General features: G+C 58.7%; 15 protein-coding genes and 2 tRNA genes. 7 read left to right on the top strand and 10 right to left on the bottom strand.

The window, feature by feature from the left end; genetic code table 11:
* Positions 1–200 (bottom strand): hypothetical protein (locus tag KHU33_RS15785; RefSeq protein WP_211464605.1); only part of this gene is annotated, 200 nt, incomplete at its 3' end.
* A gap of 290 nt (positions 201–490) precedes the next feature.
* Between KHU33_RS15785 and KHU33_RS15790 the strand changes: the two genes are divergently transcribed.
* A complete protein-coding gene (locus KHU33_RS15790) occupies positions 491–655 on the top strand; it encodes a hypothetical protein (protein ID WP_211464606.1) in 165 nt (54 codons plus the stop codon).
* Positions 656–687: 32 nt separating this feature from the next.
* On the opposite strand, the gene KHU33_RS15795 is transcribed toward KHU33_RS15790, so the two are convergent.
* From KHU33_RS15795 to KHU33_RS15810, 4 genes are all read right to left on the bottom strand, one after another.
* A tRNA-His gene (locus tag KHU33_RS15795) sits at positions 688–763 on the bottom strand.
* 101 nt (positions 764–864) lie between these two features.
* Entirely contained in the window at positions 865–1,731 is an 867-nt protein-coding gene (gene murI / locus KHU33_RS15800) for a glutamate racemase (RefSeq protein WP_230414303.1), read from the bottom strand.
* Positions 1,732–1,753: 22 nt separating this feature from the next.
* The gene (locus tag KHU33_RS15805; protein WP_211464677.1) at positions 1,754–3,292 is read right to left on the bottom strand and encodes a fumarate hydratase; all 1,539 of its coding nucleotides are present in this window, start codon (positions 3,290–3,292) and stop codon (positions 1,754–1,756) included.
* A gap of 206 nt (positions 3,293–3,498) precedes the next feature.
* The gene (locus KHU33_RS15810) at positions 3,499–4,386 is read right to left on the bottom strand and encodes a DMT family transporter (RefSeq protein ID WP_211464607.1); all 888 of its coding nucleotides are present in this window, start codon (positions 4,384–4,386) and stop codon (positions 3,499–3,501) included.
* A gap of 138 nt (positions 4,387–4,524) precedes the next feature.
* Between KHU33_RS15810 and acs the strand changes: the two genes are divergently transcribed.
* The 5 genes from acs (at position 4,525) to KHU33_RS26455 (ending at position 7,279) form a co-directional block, all read left to right on the top strand.
* Entirely contained in the window at positions 4,525–6,462 is a 1,938-nt protein-coding gene (gene acs / locus KHU33_RS15815; protein WP_211464609.1) for an acetate--CoA ligase, read from the top strand.
* Between the two features lie 119 nt (positions 6,463–6,581).
* Positions 6,582–6,672 (top strand) — tRNA-Ser (locus KHU33_RS15820).
* A gap of 139 nt (positions 6,673–6,811) precedes the next feature.
* Complete coding sequence (locus KHU33_RS26445; RefSeq protein ID WP_230414305.1) at positions 6,812–6,955, top strand: 2-dehydropantoate 2-reductase N-terminal domain-containing protein; 144 nt, start codon at positions 6,812–6,814, stop codon at positions 6,953–6,955.
* The gene (locus KHU33_RS26450; RefSeq protein WP_230414306.1) at positions 6,940–7,116 is read left to right on the top strand and encodes a hypothetical protein; all 177 of its coding nucleotides are present in this window, start codon (positions 6,940–6,942) and stop codon (positions 7,114–7,116) included. Before KHU33_RS26445 ends, KHU33_RS26450 begins: the two co-directional genes overlap by 16 nt.
* A gap of 10 nt (positions 7,117–7,126) precedes the next feature.
* Positions 7,127–7,279, top strand: a complete 153-nt coding sequence (locus KHU33_RS26455; protein WP_230414307.1) for a hypothetical protein — start codon at positions 7,127–7,129, stop codon at positions 7,277–7,279.
* A gap of 20 nt (positions 7,280–7,299) precedes the next feature.
* Here KHU33_RS26455 and KHU33_RS15830 read toward each other — a convergent pair whose 3' ends face one another.
* The 4 genes from KHU33_RS15830 to KHU33_RS15845 form a co-directional block, all read right to left on the bottom strand.
* Positions 7,300–8,664 carry a short-chain fatty acid transporter gene (locus tag KHU33_RS15830; protein ID WP_211464611.1) on the bottom strand — a complete coding sequence of 455 codons (1,365 nt, stop codon included), beginning with the start codon at positions 8,662–8,664 and terminating at the stop codon, positions 7,300–7,302.
* Between the two features lie 66 nt (positions 8,665–8,730).
* Positions 8,731–9,522 carry an amidohydrolase family protein gene (locus tag KHU33_RS15835; protein WP_230414308.1) on the bottom strand — a complete coding sequence of 264 codons (792 nt, stop codon included), beginning with the start codon at positions 9,520–9,522 and terminating at the stop codon, positions 8,731–8,733.
* Between the two features lie 65 nt (positions 9,523–9,587).
* On the bottom strand, positions 9,588–10,793 hold the full coding sequence (locus tag KHU33_RS15840) for a CaiB/BaiF CoA transferase family protein (RefSeq protein ID WP_211464615.1): 1,206 nt from the start codon (positions 10,791–10,793) through the stop codon (positions 9,588–9,590).
* Positions 10,794–10,837: 44 nt separating this feature from the next.
* Positions 10,838–11,734, bottom strand: a complete 897-nt coding sequence (locus KHU33_RS15845; RefSeq protein WP_211464617.1) for an HpcH/HpaI aldolase/citrate lyase family protein — start codon at positions 11,732–11,734, stop codon at positions 10,838–10,840.
* A gap of 102 nt (positions 11,735–11,836) precedes the next feature.
* Here KHU33_RS15845 and KHU33_RS15850 point away from each other — a divergent pair, with 102 nt between their 5' ends.
* Entirely contained in the window at positions 11,837–12,730 is an 894-nt protein-coding gene (locus tag KHU33_RS15850) for a LysR substrate-binding domain-containing protein (RefSeq protein WP_211464619.1), read from the top strand.
* Positions 12,731–12,958: 228 nt separating this feature from the next.
* Here KHU33_RS15850 and KHU33_RS15855 read toward each other — a convergent pair whose 3' ends face one another.
* Positions 12,959–14,182: a hypothetical protein gene (locus tag KHU33_RS15855; RefSeq protein WP_211464621.1), complete on the bottom strand. Its 1,224-nt coding sequence runs from the start codon at positions 14,180–14,182 to the stop codon at positions 12,959–12,961.
* Between the last annotated feature and the right edge of the window lie 229 nt (positions 14,183–14,411).

The raw sequence follows: 14,411 nt of genomic DNA on the forward strand, positions 1-14,411 counted from the left end.
CAAAAAGCTTCAAAACGCTTTACTTCATACGCTGGATCGTGAATGCATCGATAACCGCGTGACGTTAAGGTTTCAGCCATATCGCGACAGGATTCCATTTCGTCAAGCAAAACGGCAATGGTCGCTGCGCTGTCTGGATCACTTTCCCAGAGAGCATCAAGTTCAGCTTCGGCGACAGGATGAACCTGAACATAAATCATTATATATAACTTTTAAGTTATTGATAGGTGTTGGTCAAACAAAATGCACAGCCTGAAATGGGATGAGGGAAAGTTGTATGCCGGCACATTATCAGAAATGTTACTAAATATGCTCATTATCTTTATGCACTATTCTGCCGATGGCGTGAATGCCGCTTCAACGCATTTTACGTGGTAACGGCTTTGATCGGGACTGTCTGATAATAGTCGCTACTTTCCATGGTCATGGATTAAGAATTTCATTCTGGCAATCATTCTATCACCTCAAATATACTGTATGAATAAGCAAGATGCGTGGTTTACGAATTGCTGCAATAGTGTCTTTCGAGCAATGGGACAACGGCGGCGGTCGAGATGACAAATCGTCCGGACAAACAAAAAAGCCCATCGCAATGATGGGCTTCGTTGGAAAAATCTTAAAACCGTTGGAAAATTCACTGCATGAAATCCAGTGAAACTCCTAAGTTTTTGATTTTATTGAATTATCTGGGGTGGCTGACGGGACTCGAACCCGCGACAACAGGAATCACAATCCTGGACTCTACCAACTGAGCTACAGCCACCATTGCCTGACTACTGCAAATACTGTCGTGCTTGTTTAGCACTAGGACAGCTCGCTATTATACAAAGTAACCCGCTGCCTGGCAAATCAAATAATAGCTAATTACGAAATTCCCGTCGGCTGGGCGATTGTGGCCACTACCGACACCGGCGGATGCAGTTGCAGCAAGTTGGCAAACGTGGTCCTGAGGGCCGACTGGCTGCCGCTGGTGAAAGCATTTACCTGGCCCGTGCGCGCAGGGCCATGCAGCAGATTGTTTTCGCTCAAGACCTTGCTCAGCTGCCGGCTGACCGCAGCGCCGGTATCGATAATGGCAACCGGCTGCGCCGTCATCTCACCGACGATTTTTTCGATCTGCGGACGGACAAAAGGGTAGTGGGTGCAGCCCAGCACCAGGGTATCCGCGCCTTGCGTTATCAGGGGCGCGATATAACGCCGCAGCAGCAGCGCGGTTTGCGCGGAACGCAATTCGCCTTTTTCAATCTGGTCCACCAGGCCGACGCAAGCCTGCAGTTCGAATTGCACGCCGCTGGCCGCGCTGATTTGCTGTTGCAGCGTAAGCAGTCGGGCGCTCAGCAGTGTGGCCCTGGTGGCCAGTACGCCGACGATTTTGCTGCGGCTTTGTGCGGCAGCCGGCTTGAGTCCGGGTTCGATGCCGATCACCGGCAACTCCGGATAAGCCGTGCGTATCGCTTTGATGGCGGCGGTGGTGGCGGTATTGCAGGCCACCACCAGCGCCTTGACGCCGCGTTGCAGCAGAAATTCGGTAACCGCCAGCGAGCGTGCGGAAATTTCCGCTTCCGATTTGTCGCCATATGGCGCGTAAGCGGAGTCGGCAAAATACAAAAGATCTTCGTGCGGCAGATCCTGATGGATATGCTGCAGCACCGACAAGCCGCCGATGCCAGAATCAAAAATGCCGATGGGCGCAACTGGCGCCATCGGCATTCCTTGGGTGTTAGCGCTCATCTGCTAAATGAATCAAGTCGGATCAGATAGTGGTCACAGGAATTTTCGACAGCGCTGCGTGCGCGATCTTTTCCTGCCATTCCTTCGGCCCGGTGTTGTGCACCGAGACGCCGTTGGAATCGACCGCCACCGTCACCGGCATGTCCTTGACGTCGAACTCATAGATCGCTTCCATGCCGAGGTCGGCAAAACCCAGCACCTGGGCCGATTTGATCGCTTTCGACACCAGGTAAGCTGCGCCGCCCACGGCCATCAGATAAGCCGATTTGTGCTTCTTGATCGACTCGATGGCGACCGGGCCGCGTTCCGATTTGCCGATCATCGAAATCAAGCCGGTTTGCTCCAGCATCATGTCGGTGAATTTATCCATGCGGGTAGCGGTGGTAGGGCCGGCCGGGCCGACCACTTCATCGCGCACCGGATCGACCGGGCCGACGTAATAAATCACGCGATTGGTGAAATCCACCGGCAGCTTCTCGCCCTTGGCCAGCATCTCCTGGATACGCTTGTGCGCAGCATCGCGCCCGGTCAGCATCTTGCCGTTCAACAGCAGAGTCTGGCCTGGTTTCCAGGATGCGACTTCTTCCTTGGTCAGGGTGTTGAGATCAACTCGCTTGGATTTCTCGGTATCCGGCACCCAATGCACTTCCGGCCATTCCGACAGCGACGGCGGTTCCATGAATGCCGGGCCGGAGCCGTCCAGCACGAAGTGGCCGTGGCGGGTCGCCGCGCAGTTCGGGATCATCGCCACAGGCTTCGACGCCGCGTGCGTTGGATGCATCATGATCTTGACGTCGAGCACGGTAGTCAGGCCGCCCAGTCCTTGCGCGCCTATGCCCAGCGCATTAACCTTCTGGAACAGCTCGATGCGCAATTCTTCGGTTTTGTTTTGCGGGCCACGCTTGAGCAGATCGTACATGTTGATATCTTCCATCAACACTTCCTTCGCCATCAGCATGGCTTTTTCCGCGGTGCCGCCGATACCGATGCCGAGCATGCCCGGCGGACACCAGCCGGCGCCCATGGTCGGCACGGTTTTCATCACCCAGTCGACCAGCGAATCGGATGGATTCAGCATCACGAACTTGGTCTTGTTTTCCGAGCCGCCGCCTTTGGCCGCGATCTGCACGTCGACCGTATTGCCCGGCACCACTTCCATGTGCACCACGGCTGGCGTGTTGTCCTTGGTGTTCTTGCGATCGAATTGCGGATCGGCCACGATCGATGCGCGCAGCATATTGTCCGGATTCAGATAACCGCGGCGCACGCCTTCATTGACGGCGTCGGTGATCGAACCCTTGAAGCCTTCAAAGCGCACGTCCATGCCGATTTTCAGGAAGACGTTGACGATGCCGGTGTCCTGGCAGATCGGCCGCTTGCCTTCGGCGCACATGCGGGAGTTGGTCAGGATTTGCGCAATCGCGTCTTTCGCCGCAGGATTCTGCTCTTGCTCGTAGGCGCGCGCCAGATGCTGGATGTAGTCGACCGGATGGTAATAGCTGATGTACTGGAGCGCAGCGGCTACCGACTCGATGAGATCTTCTTGCTTGACGGTGGTGATGGAGGTCATGGCGTTTCTTTGTAAAGATAATCGGTAAAGACTTTCGGGGAAAACACAACAATTACAGGAAAATAGTTGCGGCGGCCAATGCGCGCCGTCGGCCTGATTCAGGGGCGCAATGCGGCAAGGCGCCTACGGTTTTGTCAGGCGCGGCAGTCTGCATATTGCTCATTGGTATTGTTGGAAAGGAATAAGGCGTCGCTATTTTACACTTCTTGTACGGTTTTCATGGGCTGCGGCCAGCTGGCCACCGCAATTCCGGTCAGCACCAGCGCCAGTGCCGCAAAGTGGCCCCAGCTCAGATTCTCATGCAAAAACACCACGCCGATAAAGGCCGCCGCCAGCGGCATCAAGGCGGTGAAGATGCCGGCCACATTGGCTTGCACATGCTTGGTGCCGGTCAACCACAGCCAGAACACGATCACGCTGGCCGCCAGCGCATACCAGACGATCAGCAGCCACATGCCGGCCGTGACCTGGCTGAAATCGTAAGACAGGGCGGCAGTCAGGCCGAACGGCAGCATCAGCAGCAAGCCGAACAAATGGCTGTAGGCGGTAATCCGCATCGGCGACAGGGTTTGCGTCAAGCGCTTGGACAACACCACATAAGTGGCTTCGCAGAGCACCGCGGCCAGAACAAACAGATTGCCCACCAGCGAGCTGTCGCCGCCATCGGTTTTGCTGAGGTTGAGTACGGCAATGCCGGTGATCGCCAGCAGGATAGAAGCCAGCGTGCGCGGCTGCAGTTTTTCCTTGAGGATCAGGCGCGACAGAATCGCCACCGCCGCCGGCAAGGTGCTGGTGATTACCCCGGCGGCGGTGGCGGTGGTGTGCTGGACGCCGTACAACATGCACAGCGTAAATAAAAAAGTACCGAAGAACGCCTGGCCAAACAGTGTCAGCCACTCGTGGCGCGCCAGGCGCGGCGCCGCCTTGAAAAACTGCGGCGCCATCACGATCACGGCGATCACAAAACGCAGCAGGCCGAACACCAGCACCGGCATCACGGCAATGATTGCCTTGCCGAAACCGATATTGGCACCCACCAGCATCATGGCCAGTGCCAGGTAAACATAAGATTTGGTAGGATGCATGAGCTGTCGTATTGGGCTGAATGTGCGATGATAACCGACTGAGGGCGCTCTGGTAGCGTTAGCAAAAGAATCTGTGTAAGACTTGAGTAAGTGTAAAAGTTTATGTTTAGCACTAACTATTAAAAAGCAGGAGACAGCATGGCGAACATCGAAACCTTTGGTCAGGAAACCCGCATTTTTCCGGCCCCGGCAGAATTTTCCAAGACTGCAGCCATTTCCGGCATGGACGCCTATCGCGCCCTGGTGGCCGAGGCCGAGCAGGATTATGAGGGATTCTGGGGCCGCCTGGCCCGCGAAAACCTGCAATGGCAAACGCCTTTCACCAAGGTGCTGGACGAAGCCGACGCACCGTTCTACAAATGGTTTGACGACGGCAAGCTGAATGTCTCCTACAACTGTCTCGATATCCATTTGCACAATGGCAACGCCGATAAAGTCGCGATCATCTTTGAGACCGACAGCGGCGATGTCAGCAAGGTCACTTATCGCGAATTGCACAAAAAAGTCTGCCAGTTCGCCAATGGCCTGAAATCACTGGGCATCAAAAAGGGCGACCGGGTCGTCATCTACATGCCGATGTCGGTCGAAGGCGTGGTCGCGATGCAGGCTTGCGCCCGTATCGGCGCCACCCACTCAGTGGTGTTCGGCGGCTTCTCCGCCAAGTCGCTGCAAGAACGCATCATCGACGCCGGCGCGGTCGCCGTGCTGACCGCCGACGAACAAGCGCGCGGCGGCAAACGCCTGCCGCTCAAGGCCATCGTCGACGAAGCGCTGGCGCTGGGCGGTTGCGACAGCATCAAGAACGTGGTGGTGTACCAGCGCACCGGCGGCGCTATCAATTTTGTTGCGGGCCGCGATTTGTGGCTGCATGAACTGGTAGTGAACCAGGCCGAGACTTGCGAACCGGAATGGGTAGACGCCGAACATCCGCTGTTCATCTTGTACACCTCCGGTTCCACCGGCACGCCAAAGGGCGTGCAGCACTCGTCCGGCGGCTATCTGCTGTGGGCGGCGCTGACCATGAAATGGGTGTTCGACATCAAGCCGGACGATGTCTACTGGTGCACCGCCGACATCGGCTGGATTACCGGCCACACCTATATCGCCTACGGCCCGACTGCCGTCGGCGCCACCCAGATCATTTTTGAAGGCGTGCCGACCTATCCCAACGCCGGCCGTTTCTGGGAGATGGTGCAAAAGCACAAAACCACTATTTTCTACACCGCGCCGACCGCGATCCGTTCCCTGATCAAGGCTGCCGACGCCGATAAAAATGTCCATCCATCGCAATACGATTTGTCGTCGCTGCGCTTGCTGGGAACGGTCGGCGAGCCGATCAATCCGGAAGCATGGATGTGGTATCACAAGAATATCGGCGCTGAACGCTGTCCTATCGTCGATACCTTCTGGCAAACCGAAACCGGCGGCCACATGATCTCGCCGCTGCCAGGCGCCACGCCGCTGGTGCCGGGTTCCTGCACCTTGCCCTTGCCGGGAATCCAGGCGGTGATTGTCGACGAAGCAGGGCATGAACTGCCGGACGGCCACGGCGGCATCCTGGTCGTCAAACGGCCGTGGCCATCGATGATCCGCGGCATCTGGAACAATCCGGAACGTTTCAAGAGCGCCTATTTCCCGCCCGAATTCGGCGGCCAGCTGTACCTTGCCGGCGACGGCGCGATACGCAATAAAGACACCGGTTATTTCACCATCACCGGCCGCATCGACGATGTGCTGAATGTCTCCGGCCATCGCATGGGCACCATGGAAATCGAGTCGGCGCTGGTCGCCAACCCGATCGTGGCCGAAGCCGCCGTGGTCGGCAAGCCGGACGAGACCACCGGCGAAGCCATCTGCGCCTTCGTGGTTCTCAAGCGCAGCCGGCCGACCGGCGATGAAGCCAAACAGATCGCCAAACCGCGTGAAATCCGCTTCGGCGACAACCTGCCGAAAACCCGTTCCGGCAAGATCATGCGCCGCCTGCTGCGGGTGCTGGCCAAGGGAGAGGAAATCACCCAGGATGTTTCCACTTTGGAAAATCCTGCCATCCTGGAGCAGCTCAAGGAAGCTCAGTAATCTCTTGAATAACGGCTTAAATAGGGGACGTAAATAGAAATTTCTATTTCTGCCGGATTTGTTGCTATAATACGCGGCTTCGTGAAAATCAAATTTCACGAAACGCTGTTGTAGTTGCAGGAGAGATGGATGAGTGGTTGAAGTCGCACGCCTGGAAAGCGTGTATAGGTTCATAGCCTATCCGGGGTTCGAATCCCCGTCTCTCCGCCAGGTATTTTTGCTAACCCCTTGATGTTTAAGGGGTTTTTGCTTTTCTGGCGATGCTGGTATGCCATTCGGTGTGCCATCCCTAATACGACGTGCAGCGCACGCCGCCAACTGATCGTACTTTCAGAAAACAGGGGCAATAATGAAAATATGCATAGTAGGGGCGGGCGCCATTGGCGGCTTTATCGGTGCCAAGCGGGCTGTTGCCGGTCGTGCGGAGGTAAGTGCGGTGGCAAGTGGTGCGACCTTACTCGCCTTGCAAAAAAATGGATGGCGTCTGCAGTAAGCGGATGGCTGATTCGGGCGCCGGTCCGGGCATCGGAAGATACCCAGGATCTAGGTGAGCAAGACGTGGTGATCATTGCCGTCAAAGGACCGGCCCTGTCTTCGGTAGCACAAGGAATTGCCCCTTGCTGGGACCGGACACTGTCGTTCTGCCTGCCATGAACGGCGTGCCGTGGTGGTTGGGCCAGGCGTCACCGCTTTGGGCGACGCGCCGCTTGAGAGTGTCGATCCGGACGGCTGCATCGCCGCCGCGATTCCGCAAAGTAAAGTGCTAGGCTGTGTGGTGCATGCCAGTACCTCGGTTTCTGAAGTCTTCCTCCATTGATATTGTTCTTGGTGCGGTGATCACACGAGCAGCAGCAGCGCGACGCCGTAGACCACCGTGCCAAGCAGGAACGTCATCACGGTGAAGCCGAGCACGCGCTGCACGCCGATGCCCGCCATCGCGACGACGGGCGCGGCCCAGAACGGCTGCATCATGTTCGAAACCTGCTCGCCCATCGCGACCGCCATCGTCGTCGCCGGAACGGATGCGTGCAACGCCACTGCGGCCGGTACGACGAACGGTCCCTGCACGGCCCAGTGACCGCCGCCGCTCGGAATGAAGAACGTCACGATCAGCGAGCAGACATAGCTCCAGAAAGGCAAGGTGTGCGCGTTCGAGATCGCGATAAAGAAATGCGAGATCACATCGGGCAGGCCGGTCGCGTCCATCATGCCCATGATGCCGCCATAGAGCGGATATTGAAGCATCATCGAGCCGGTCTGCTTGGCCGCATTCTTCACCGCGTCCGCATACGCCAGCGGATAGCCATGCAGGATCACACCCGCGATAAACATGATGAAGATCACCGCGTTCACGCCCGAAAACGCGATGTTCTGAACCTGCGCGAACACCAGAAACGCGATCCCAGCTGCGCCGATGAACGCACTGCCCAGCCACGAATATTCGATCCAGCGCGCAAAACTCAGCTTTCCCTTGGGCTTCTCGCGTAATGGGGCGTCCGGATTCTTCTCGATATCGAGTACGACGGCATCCTCATCGCGCGGCTTGAGCAGTGCGAGAACGAAAGGCGTCGCGATCAGCATCACGATCGTCGGAACGAGGTCGAAAGTCGTGAACACGGTCGCGCTGAACGGCAGGACCTGTCCGGTCAATTTCTGCACAACGTTCATCGCACTGCCGGGCGTCGACTGCGCAAGCGCGATCGAACTTGAGATACCGCTCGCCCACACGACCCAGCCCGAGAAGCCGGCAGCGACGATCCATGCGAAGTCGACGTGCATGCGCTTGGCTACTTCGCGCGCCAGCAAAGCGCTGATCACGAGCCCAAGGCCCCAGTTGAAAAAGGACGCAATGGCAACGAGTACGAACGTGAACGTCGCGGCTTGCACTGGCGTGCGCGCGACCGACACGAGCGCCTTGAACACGCGCTGCACGGGCGGTGCATGCGCGAACGCGTGGCCGGTCACGAGGACGAGCGTGATCTGGAACGCGAACGTGAGAATGTCGAAGAAGCCCTTATACCAGCCGCCGACCAGACGTCCGAACGACGCATGCGGAGCGAAGAGCGTGGACAGGACGGCGACGATCGCCGTGATCAGGATCGCGAGGACGAAGGGATCGGGAATGGTGCGTTCGAAAAGGCTGATCGTCGCTTCGGTGAAGCGCGTCTTGCGCACGGGGGCGGATGCAGCAGTGGCTTTCATGGTGTGTCTCCGGGTATTAGGTATGTCCCACGCATTCTTTGGGCGTTCGGGTCGGCGATGTCGCGTTCAGGTCGGGAAGCCGTAGAGCTTTGCCGGGTTATCGACGAGGATGCGCTTGCACGTCGCCTCGTCGTCGGCCCACGCGCCCAGCAGGTCGAAGAGCGCAGCGGCGTCGGGCTTGTGCGATTCTGTTGAGTGCGGCCAGTCGCTGCCCCATACCGTACGCTCGGGCAGCGCAGCGACCCAGGTGCGGGCGGTCGCAGCCATGTCGGCATAGCCGCCTTCGAGACCCGCCACCGAATCCAGATATGGGCCGGACAGCTTCACCCACACGCGGCCCGAATCGGCAAGGCCTCGAACGATCGAGTACGCAGGGTGCGACGTACCAGCGGGCAGCGGCAGGCGGGCGAAGTGATCCAAGACGATGGCTGAGGGAAGGCGCGCGAGCATCGCTGCATGCTCGACGATCTGCTGCGCCGTCCAGTGCAACTGCACATGCCAGCCGAGTTCGGCGACTCTTTGCGCAAGCGGCTCGACCATGTCGAAGCTCACGACCGCATGCGCCGGCGTATAGAGCGTGAAGCGAATGCCGCGAATGCCGCCGTCATGCAGCGCGGCCAGTTCAGTGTCGGTCACGTCGGGGCGCAGCACCGCGACGCCGCGCGCATTGTCGATGCCGAGTTGGGCGATCGCATCGAGGGTCACGCTGTTGTCGGTCTTGTAGGCGCGGGCGGTGACAACGACCGTGCGCTGCGTGCCGGTGCGCGCCTGGACCTTGCGGTAGTCGGCGACACTCGCGCCTTCGACGAAACCGTGAGCGGGACCATCGTCCAGGAAGCGGCGGTCGTAGATGTGCATGTGTGAATCGCATGCGTCTGCCGGTGCTTTGCGCTCGGGGTGCCTCGTATTCATCGCGTGCCTCCTCACAGCACCGCGCGCTTTGCGCGCAATGATTCGATCTCGGCATCTGTCCAGCCGAAGTCGCGCAGCACGGCGTCGGAATGCTGGCCGAATGCGGGCGCCGCTGCAGGATCGCGCCCTGGCGCCGTGCCGAAGCGGATCGGATGCTTGAAGCCGCGGTACCGGCCGACACCCGGATACTCAAAATTCGTCACCATGTCTTCCGCGACGACTTGCGGATCGTCGAACATGTCTTCGACGCTACGGGCCGCCGCGCACGGCACTGCGTCGCCGAAGAGCGCTTCCCATTCGAGCGCTGTGCGCGCCTGCAGCGCGGCGTGCAGGCGCGGGACGATCTCGTCGTAATGCTGCGCGCGCTTGCGCACCGAATCGTAGCGTTCGTCCTGTGCGAGCGCTTCGAGGCCTGTCTTTTCGCACAGCGACTGCCAGAAGTGCGGCATGTTGGCGGAAATATACAAGTAACCTTCGCGCGTCGGATGGATGCCCGTGATGCCGCCAGAGCGCATGTCACGGCCGACGTCCTTCGGCTCGCTCTCGGCCCAGACCATCCTAGCCGATTGCATCGTGAGCGCGCTGCGCAGCAGCGACACGCCGACATATTGCCCCATCCCGCTGCGCTCACGCTCGAAGAGCGCCGACGACACCCCCGCTGCGACGAGCGCGGCCGCGTAGTAATCAACCACCGATCCGTAAAGAATCTCCGGCGGGCCGCCCCGCTTGCCTTGCAGCGTGCACATGCCGGTCATCGTCTGGAGCACCTGGTCGTAGCCGGCCTTGTCCTTGTTCGGTCCTGTGTCGCCATAGCCCGTCACAGCGCAATAGACGAGGCGCTGATTGACCTCGCGCAACTGCTCATACGCGATGCCGAGCCGCTCCGGCACGCTCGGGCGAAAGTTGTGGACGAGCACGTCGGCGGATTCGACGAGACGCAATAGCACCGCGAGTGCCTCCGGCTGCTTGAGGTCGAGCACGAGGCCACGCTTGCCGCGATTTACGCCGAGAAAGGCGCGGCTCTCGGCTTCGAGCGTCGAGGGATATTTGCGGAGGTTGTCGCCCGAGGGCGGCTCGATCTTGATCACTTCAGCGCCCTGGTCCGCAAGCAGCGTGCATCCGTACGGGCCGGCAATGTAGGCGCTCAGGTCGAGCACGCGCAAGCCTGCCAGCGGCCCCCCGCCATCGGTACGCGATTGATTGGATGGTCCTTGCATGAAATTCTCCGGTTGTATCGGGTGATTCGGCGTCGGCGTGCGCCTTAGATTGCAGCGAGCGCGCTGCGCTGTTCGCTCGTCAGCAGCCCAAGCCGCCGCGCATTGCTGACGAGGACCCGCGCGCGCTCGACGAACGGCGGATCGATCATCCTGCCGTCGACCACATACGCGCCGACGCCCTTGCTGTCGGCATCGCGTGCCGCTTCGACGACACGCACCGCATGCGCGATCTCTTCGTCCGACGGGCGAAAGACGTCGTTTGCCAGCGCGATCTGGCTGGGGTGTATGCAGCTCTTGCCGAGAAAACCCATCAATCGCGCGAGCTGCGCCTCAGCGCGAAAGCCGGCTTCGTCCTTGATATTGGCGAATGCCGAGTCGTAGGCGAACACGCCGGCTTCACCCGCCGCGATGCGCAGACCAAACATTGCCTGCTGGATGGCGGCCTTCTCATGGCGAGCCACGCCGAGTGGCTCAAACAGATCGCCGAGGCCCAGTTGCAGCCCCGCGACGCGCGGATGCGCGCCCGCAAGCTCCGCTGCGTGGCGGAACGCCTTGGGTGACTCGATGTTGAGCAGCAGCTTCACGGGACGGGTAACACCGTTGGCGCGCTCGGCCCCGTCGATCGCGGACGCGGCGGCCCGGACGTCGTCGCCGCTTTCGGGCTTCGGGAGGTTGATGAAATCCAATCCGGGTTGAACGACTGCGTCGATGTCGGCGTTGAAATGCGGCGTGTCGAGCGCGTTCACGCGAACGATCAGGACTTTCGCATGGCCAGCGACGTCGTTCGAGCGCAGCAGTTCGCGAAGCGCGTCGCGCGCCTCTCGCTTGCGTTCGGCGGCGACCGAATCCTCCAGGTCGAAGGACAGCGCGTCGGCAGCGCTCGCGAGCGCCTTGGCGAAGAGTTCCGGACGCGATGCCGGCACGAAGAGTTTACTTCTCATGTTTCCAGTTCTTCATTTTATTTTCTGGAAACGAGTATAAAACGACTGTGGATTTAGATAAACTATCTGTATCTATCTTTAAAACATAGGTAATCTATCTTCATGGACATCGATTTCCTCGCCAACCTCCTGCTCGTAGTCGACAGCGGTTCAATGGCTGAAGCCGCCCGCCGCGTCGGCATGACGCCTGGGGCCGTCGCGCAACAGATTCAGGCGCTCGAGCGCGAACTGGGTGTATCGCTCTTCGTCCGCGCCGGGCGCACGGTTATCCCGACGGAAGCCGGGCATCGCGTGATCGAAAGGGCGCGCGGCGTCGTACGGGGATTCTCGGAATTGAAGGCGTTTGCGCTCGAAGGCGAGGCCGCCGGCGAGTTGCGGATCGGCACGATTACCACGGCGCTCCTGAGCCTGTTGCCCGATGTGCTTGCCAACTTTGCTACTGCCTTTCCGCAGGTAAAGGTGCTGATTCGAGCGGGAACATCGATGGAGCTTTACGACACGCTGCAGCGCGGTGATCTCGATGTGGCCATCTGCCTTCATCCGGCGTTCGCGCTGCCCAAGCCTTACGACTGGCATCTGCTACGAGAGGAACCGATCGTCGTGCTCGCCCATTCACGGCTGGCCGATCAGGAGCCTCATGAATTGCTGCGCCGCGAGCCCTTCATTCGATATGACCGCTCGCTTGGCGGCGGCAAGCAGGCGGATCAGTACCTTCGGGCGGCGAAGATTGTTCCGCACGAATTGTTCGAGCTGAATTCGCTGATGGCAATCGCGATGATGGTTGACCGCAGACTCGGTGTATCGCTTGTACCGGACATCGTCTCGCCTTTGACGGCGGGACTCAACGTCGCGAGAATGGAGCTGCCGATGAAAACGGAACCGCGGCGTTTCGGTTTGCTTTGGTACCGTGCATCGCCGCGCGGACGTCTGATCAAGGGGCTTCTACAGTGTGCGGAGCAGGTGCTAAAGCAAGAGTGTGACGGCGTTCGAACTTGATAACGAACGGGCAATCGGTTCTGACTGCGCCGCGGGCTATGAAATGCTGCAATGACCGCTTAACCCCTGAGTGCTGGCGTTGAAGTGATGTGACCTCGAAAGTCAGAAACGGGGCGAACTGCGACAGTCACATATCGGCAAAAAAACAGCCGTCAACGAGCGCACCATTTTCCAAAATGGACAGCTCGACATGGTCAAGAGAATGCGTGACGTATAACGTCGGAACCATCACTCAGCAGGCACATCTCGCACATCCAACGTTTCAACCGACCGCTCATCCACGGGCGCAATCGCAGAGTTGGCCGGTGAAATCGGGGAAGCAGTTTTCAACGACCCGGCACGCGTAACGGCCGAGTCTGCATGAACAGTGCCGACCGGGGATGCCTGAATAACGCGAGGCTCTTGCGGTAGTTGTGCAATCAGAGCCTTCATCTTGGCCAATCTTGCCTCATCCAGCGCGAATGCGTTACCGACGGTGCCCGCCTGTACCATCTTTTCATGCAGCGTCAATCCAGCCCGGGGATTCATGCCCAGTTTCTTGATGTGTTCAAAAGCCCACTTGTCCGCTTTATCGAATACGCCGCCAGCAACGCCGTTGATGCCGGAAAGCGAGCCTTTGTTCACCGCAGCACCTGTTACCACATCAGCGGCTTTGCCCGCCATCAACCCACCAGCGAATTGACCGGCGGATGCCGCCGCAGTAGCACCGCCGGCCGCCAACGCTGCGCCACCGGTCGCAACGCTAGCAACGATGCCTACCCATTTTACGGTTCCGACAAAATAGGAATATGTCTTCATCCTGGCGCCGCCTTCCTCAGATAATCCTTGCGTCCAAAGCACCACCCAGGCGGCTTCGTCCGGAGTCAGCGGCTGCCGAAACACCTCCTGAGGATGCACTACGGCCGTCCAATGGTAGGTTTGCGTAGCCGCCGCAAAAGGTGGCGCGACAAGAACATGCCCTCGACATACCGTGACCGGCGTAATGGTCAACTCTTTGCCCGAAGCGAGCGTCAGCTTGAACGGCCGGCCACTATCGCGAAGCTCCATCAACTTATCGAGCATCTTGGGGGTATCGCTGTTCTTGTAGCTATCGACTTCCGTGACGACGTCGCCCACAGATAGATTCACTGAACCGTCGGTGGCGATAACCGATAAATTCTCGTGCACTCCCAACGTGCGTACCCAGGCGACTTTTACATCGTCTTTTAAGCCATAACTCGTCAGCACTTCGAACGGCAACTCGAATTGAATGCTGCAATTTTTGTCGTGCAAAGCAGCCGTCTTGACGATGGCTGGTCGAATCGCTGTTGCGCCTGAGCCATAGATTTTCATTTCCACCAATAGCTTTTCATCGAGTTTTCGCCCGTCGTCAACTGTCAGCTTTGGGGAGGCGCAGCCTGTTAATACTGCAAGGAAAATAGCGGCACAGGCTGCTTTTGTGATGGATTTCATTTGTTTCGCAGAATTTCTGCTCTACTCACTACTCAGCTTATCAATCCCCAGCAAATTATCAAGTTCCGGCTGTTCCTCCAGATACACAACTTGGTCGATATTGGACTGGCACTCCCAAAAGGAAGCACGTTTGAATGACTGTTCCCCGGAAACCAGAATGACAGCTTCGGGTCGACTTGAACCTATCGCGACTAGTTGCTCTGTGCCACATCGTCAAAGCCATTCTCCA

Source organism: Collimonas silvisoli (assembly GCF_018305005.1).
Taxonomy (GTDB): Bacteria; Pseudomonadota; Gammaproteobacteria; order Burkholderiales; family Burkholderiaceae_D; genus Collimonas; species Collimonas silvisoli.

Bases quoted from the DNA above. Each gene is read 5' to 3' on its own strand.
- KHU33_RS15790 (WP_211464606.1), top strand. From the start codon at position 491: ATGCGTGGTTTACGAATTGCTGCAATAGTGTCTTTCGAGCAATGGGAC.
- murI (WP_230414303.1), bottom strand. From the start codon at position 1,731: ATGAGCGCTAACACCCAAGGAATGCCGATGGCGCCAGTTGCGCCCATC.
- KHU33_RS15810 (WP_211464607.1), bottom strand. From the start codon at position 4,386: ATGCATCCTACCAAATCTTATGTTTACCTGGCACTGGCCATGATGCTG.
- acs (WP_211464609.1), top strand. From the start codon at position 4,525: ATGGCGAACATCGAAACCTTTGGTCAGGAAACCCGCATTTTTCCGGCC.
- KHU33_RS26445 (WP_230414305.1), top strand. From the start codon at position 6,812: ATGAAAATATGCATAGTAGGGGCGGGCGCCATTGGCGGCTTTATCGGT.
- KHU33_RS26450 (WP_230414306.1), top strand. From the start codon at position 6,940: ATGGCGTCTGCAGTAAGCGGATGGCTGATTCGGGCGCCGGTCCGGGCA.
- KHU33_RS15830 (WP_211464611.1), bottom strand. From the start codon at position 8,664: ATGAAAGCCACTGCTGCATCCGCCCCCGTGCGCAAGACGCGCTTCACC.
- KHU33_RS15835 (WP_230414308.1), bottom strand. From the start codon at position 9,522: ATGCACATCTACGACCGCCGCTTCCTGGACGATGGTCCCGCTCACGGT.
- KHU33_RS15840 (WP_211464615.1), bottom strand. From the start codon at position 10,793: ATGCAAGGACCATCCAATCAATCGCGTACCGATGGCGGGGGGCCGCTG.
- KHU33_RS15845 (WP_211464617.1), bottom strand. From the start codon at position 11,734: ATGAGAAGTAAACTCTTCGTGCCGGCATCGCGTCCGGAACTCTTCGCC.
- KHU33_RS15850 (WP_211464619.1), top strand. From the start codon at position 11,837: ATGGACATCGATTTCCTCGCCAACCTCCTGCTCGTAGTCGACAGCGGT.
- KHU33_RS15855 (WP_211464621.1), bottom strand. From the start codon at position 14,182: ATGAAATCCATCACAAAAGCAGCCTGTGCCGCTATTTTCCTTGCAGTA.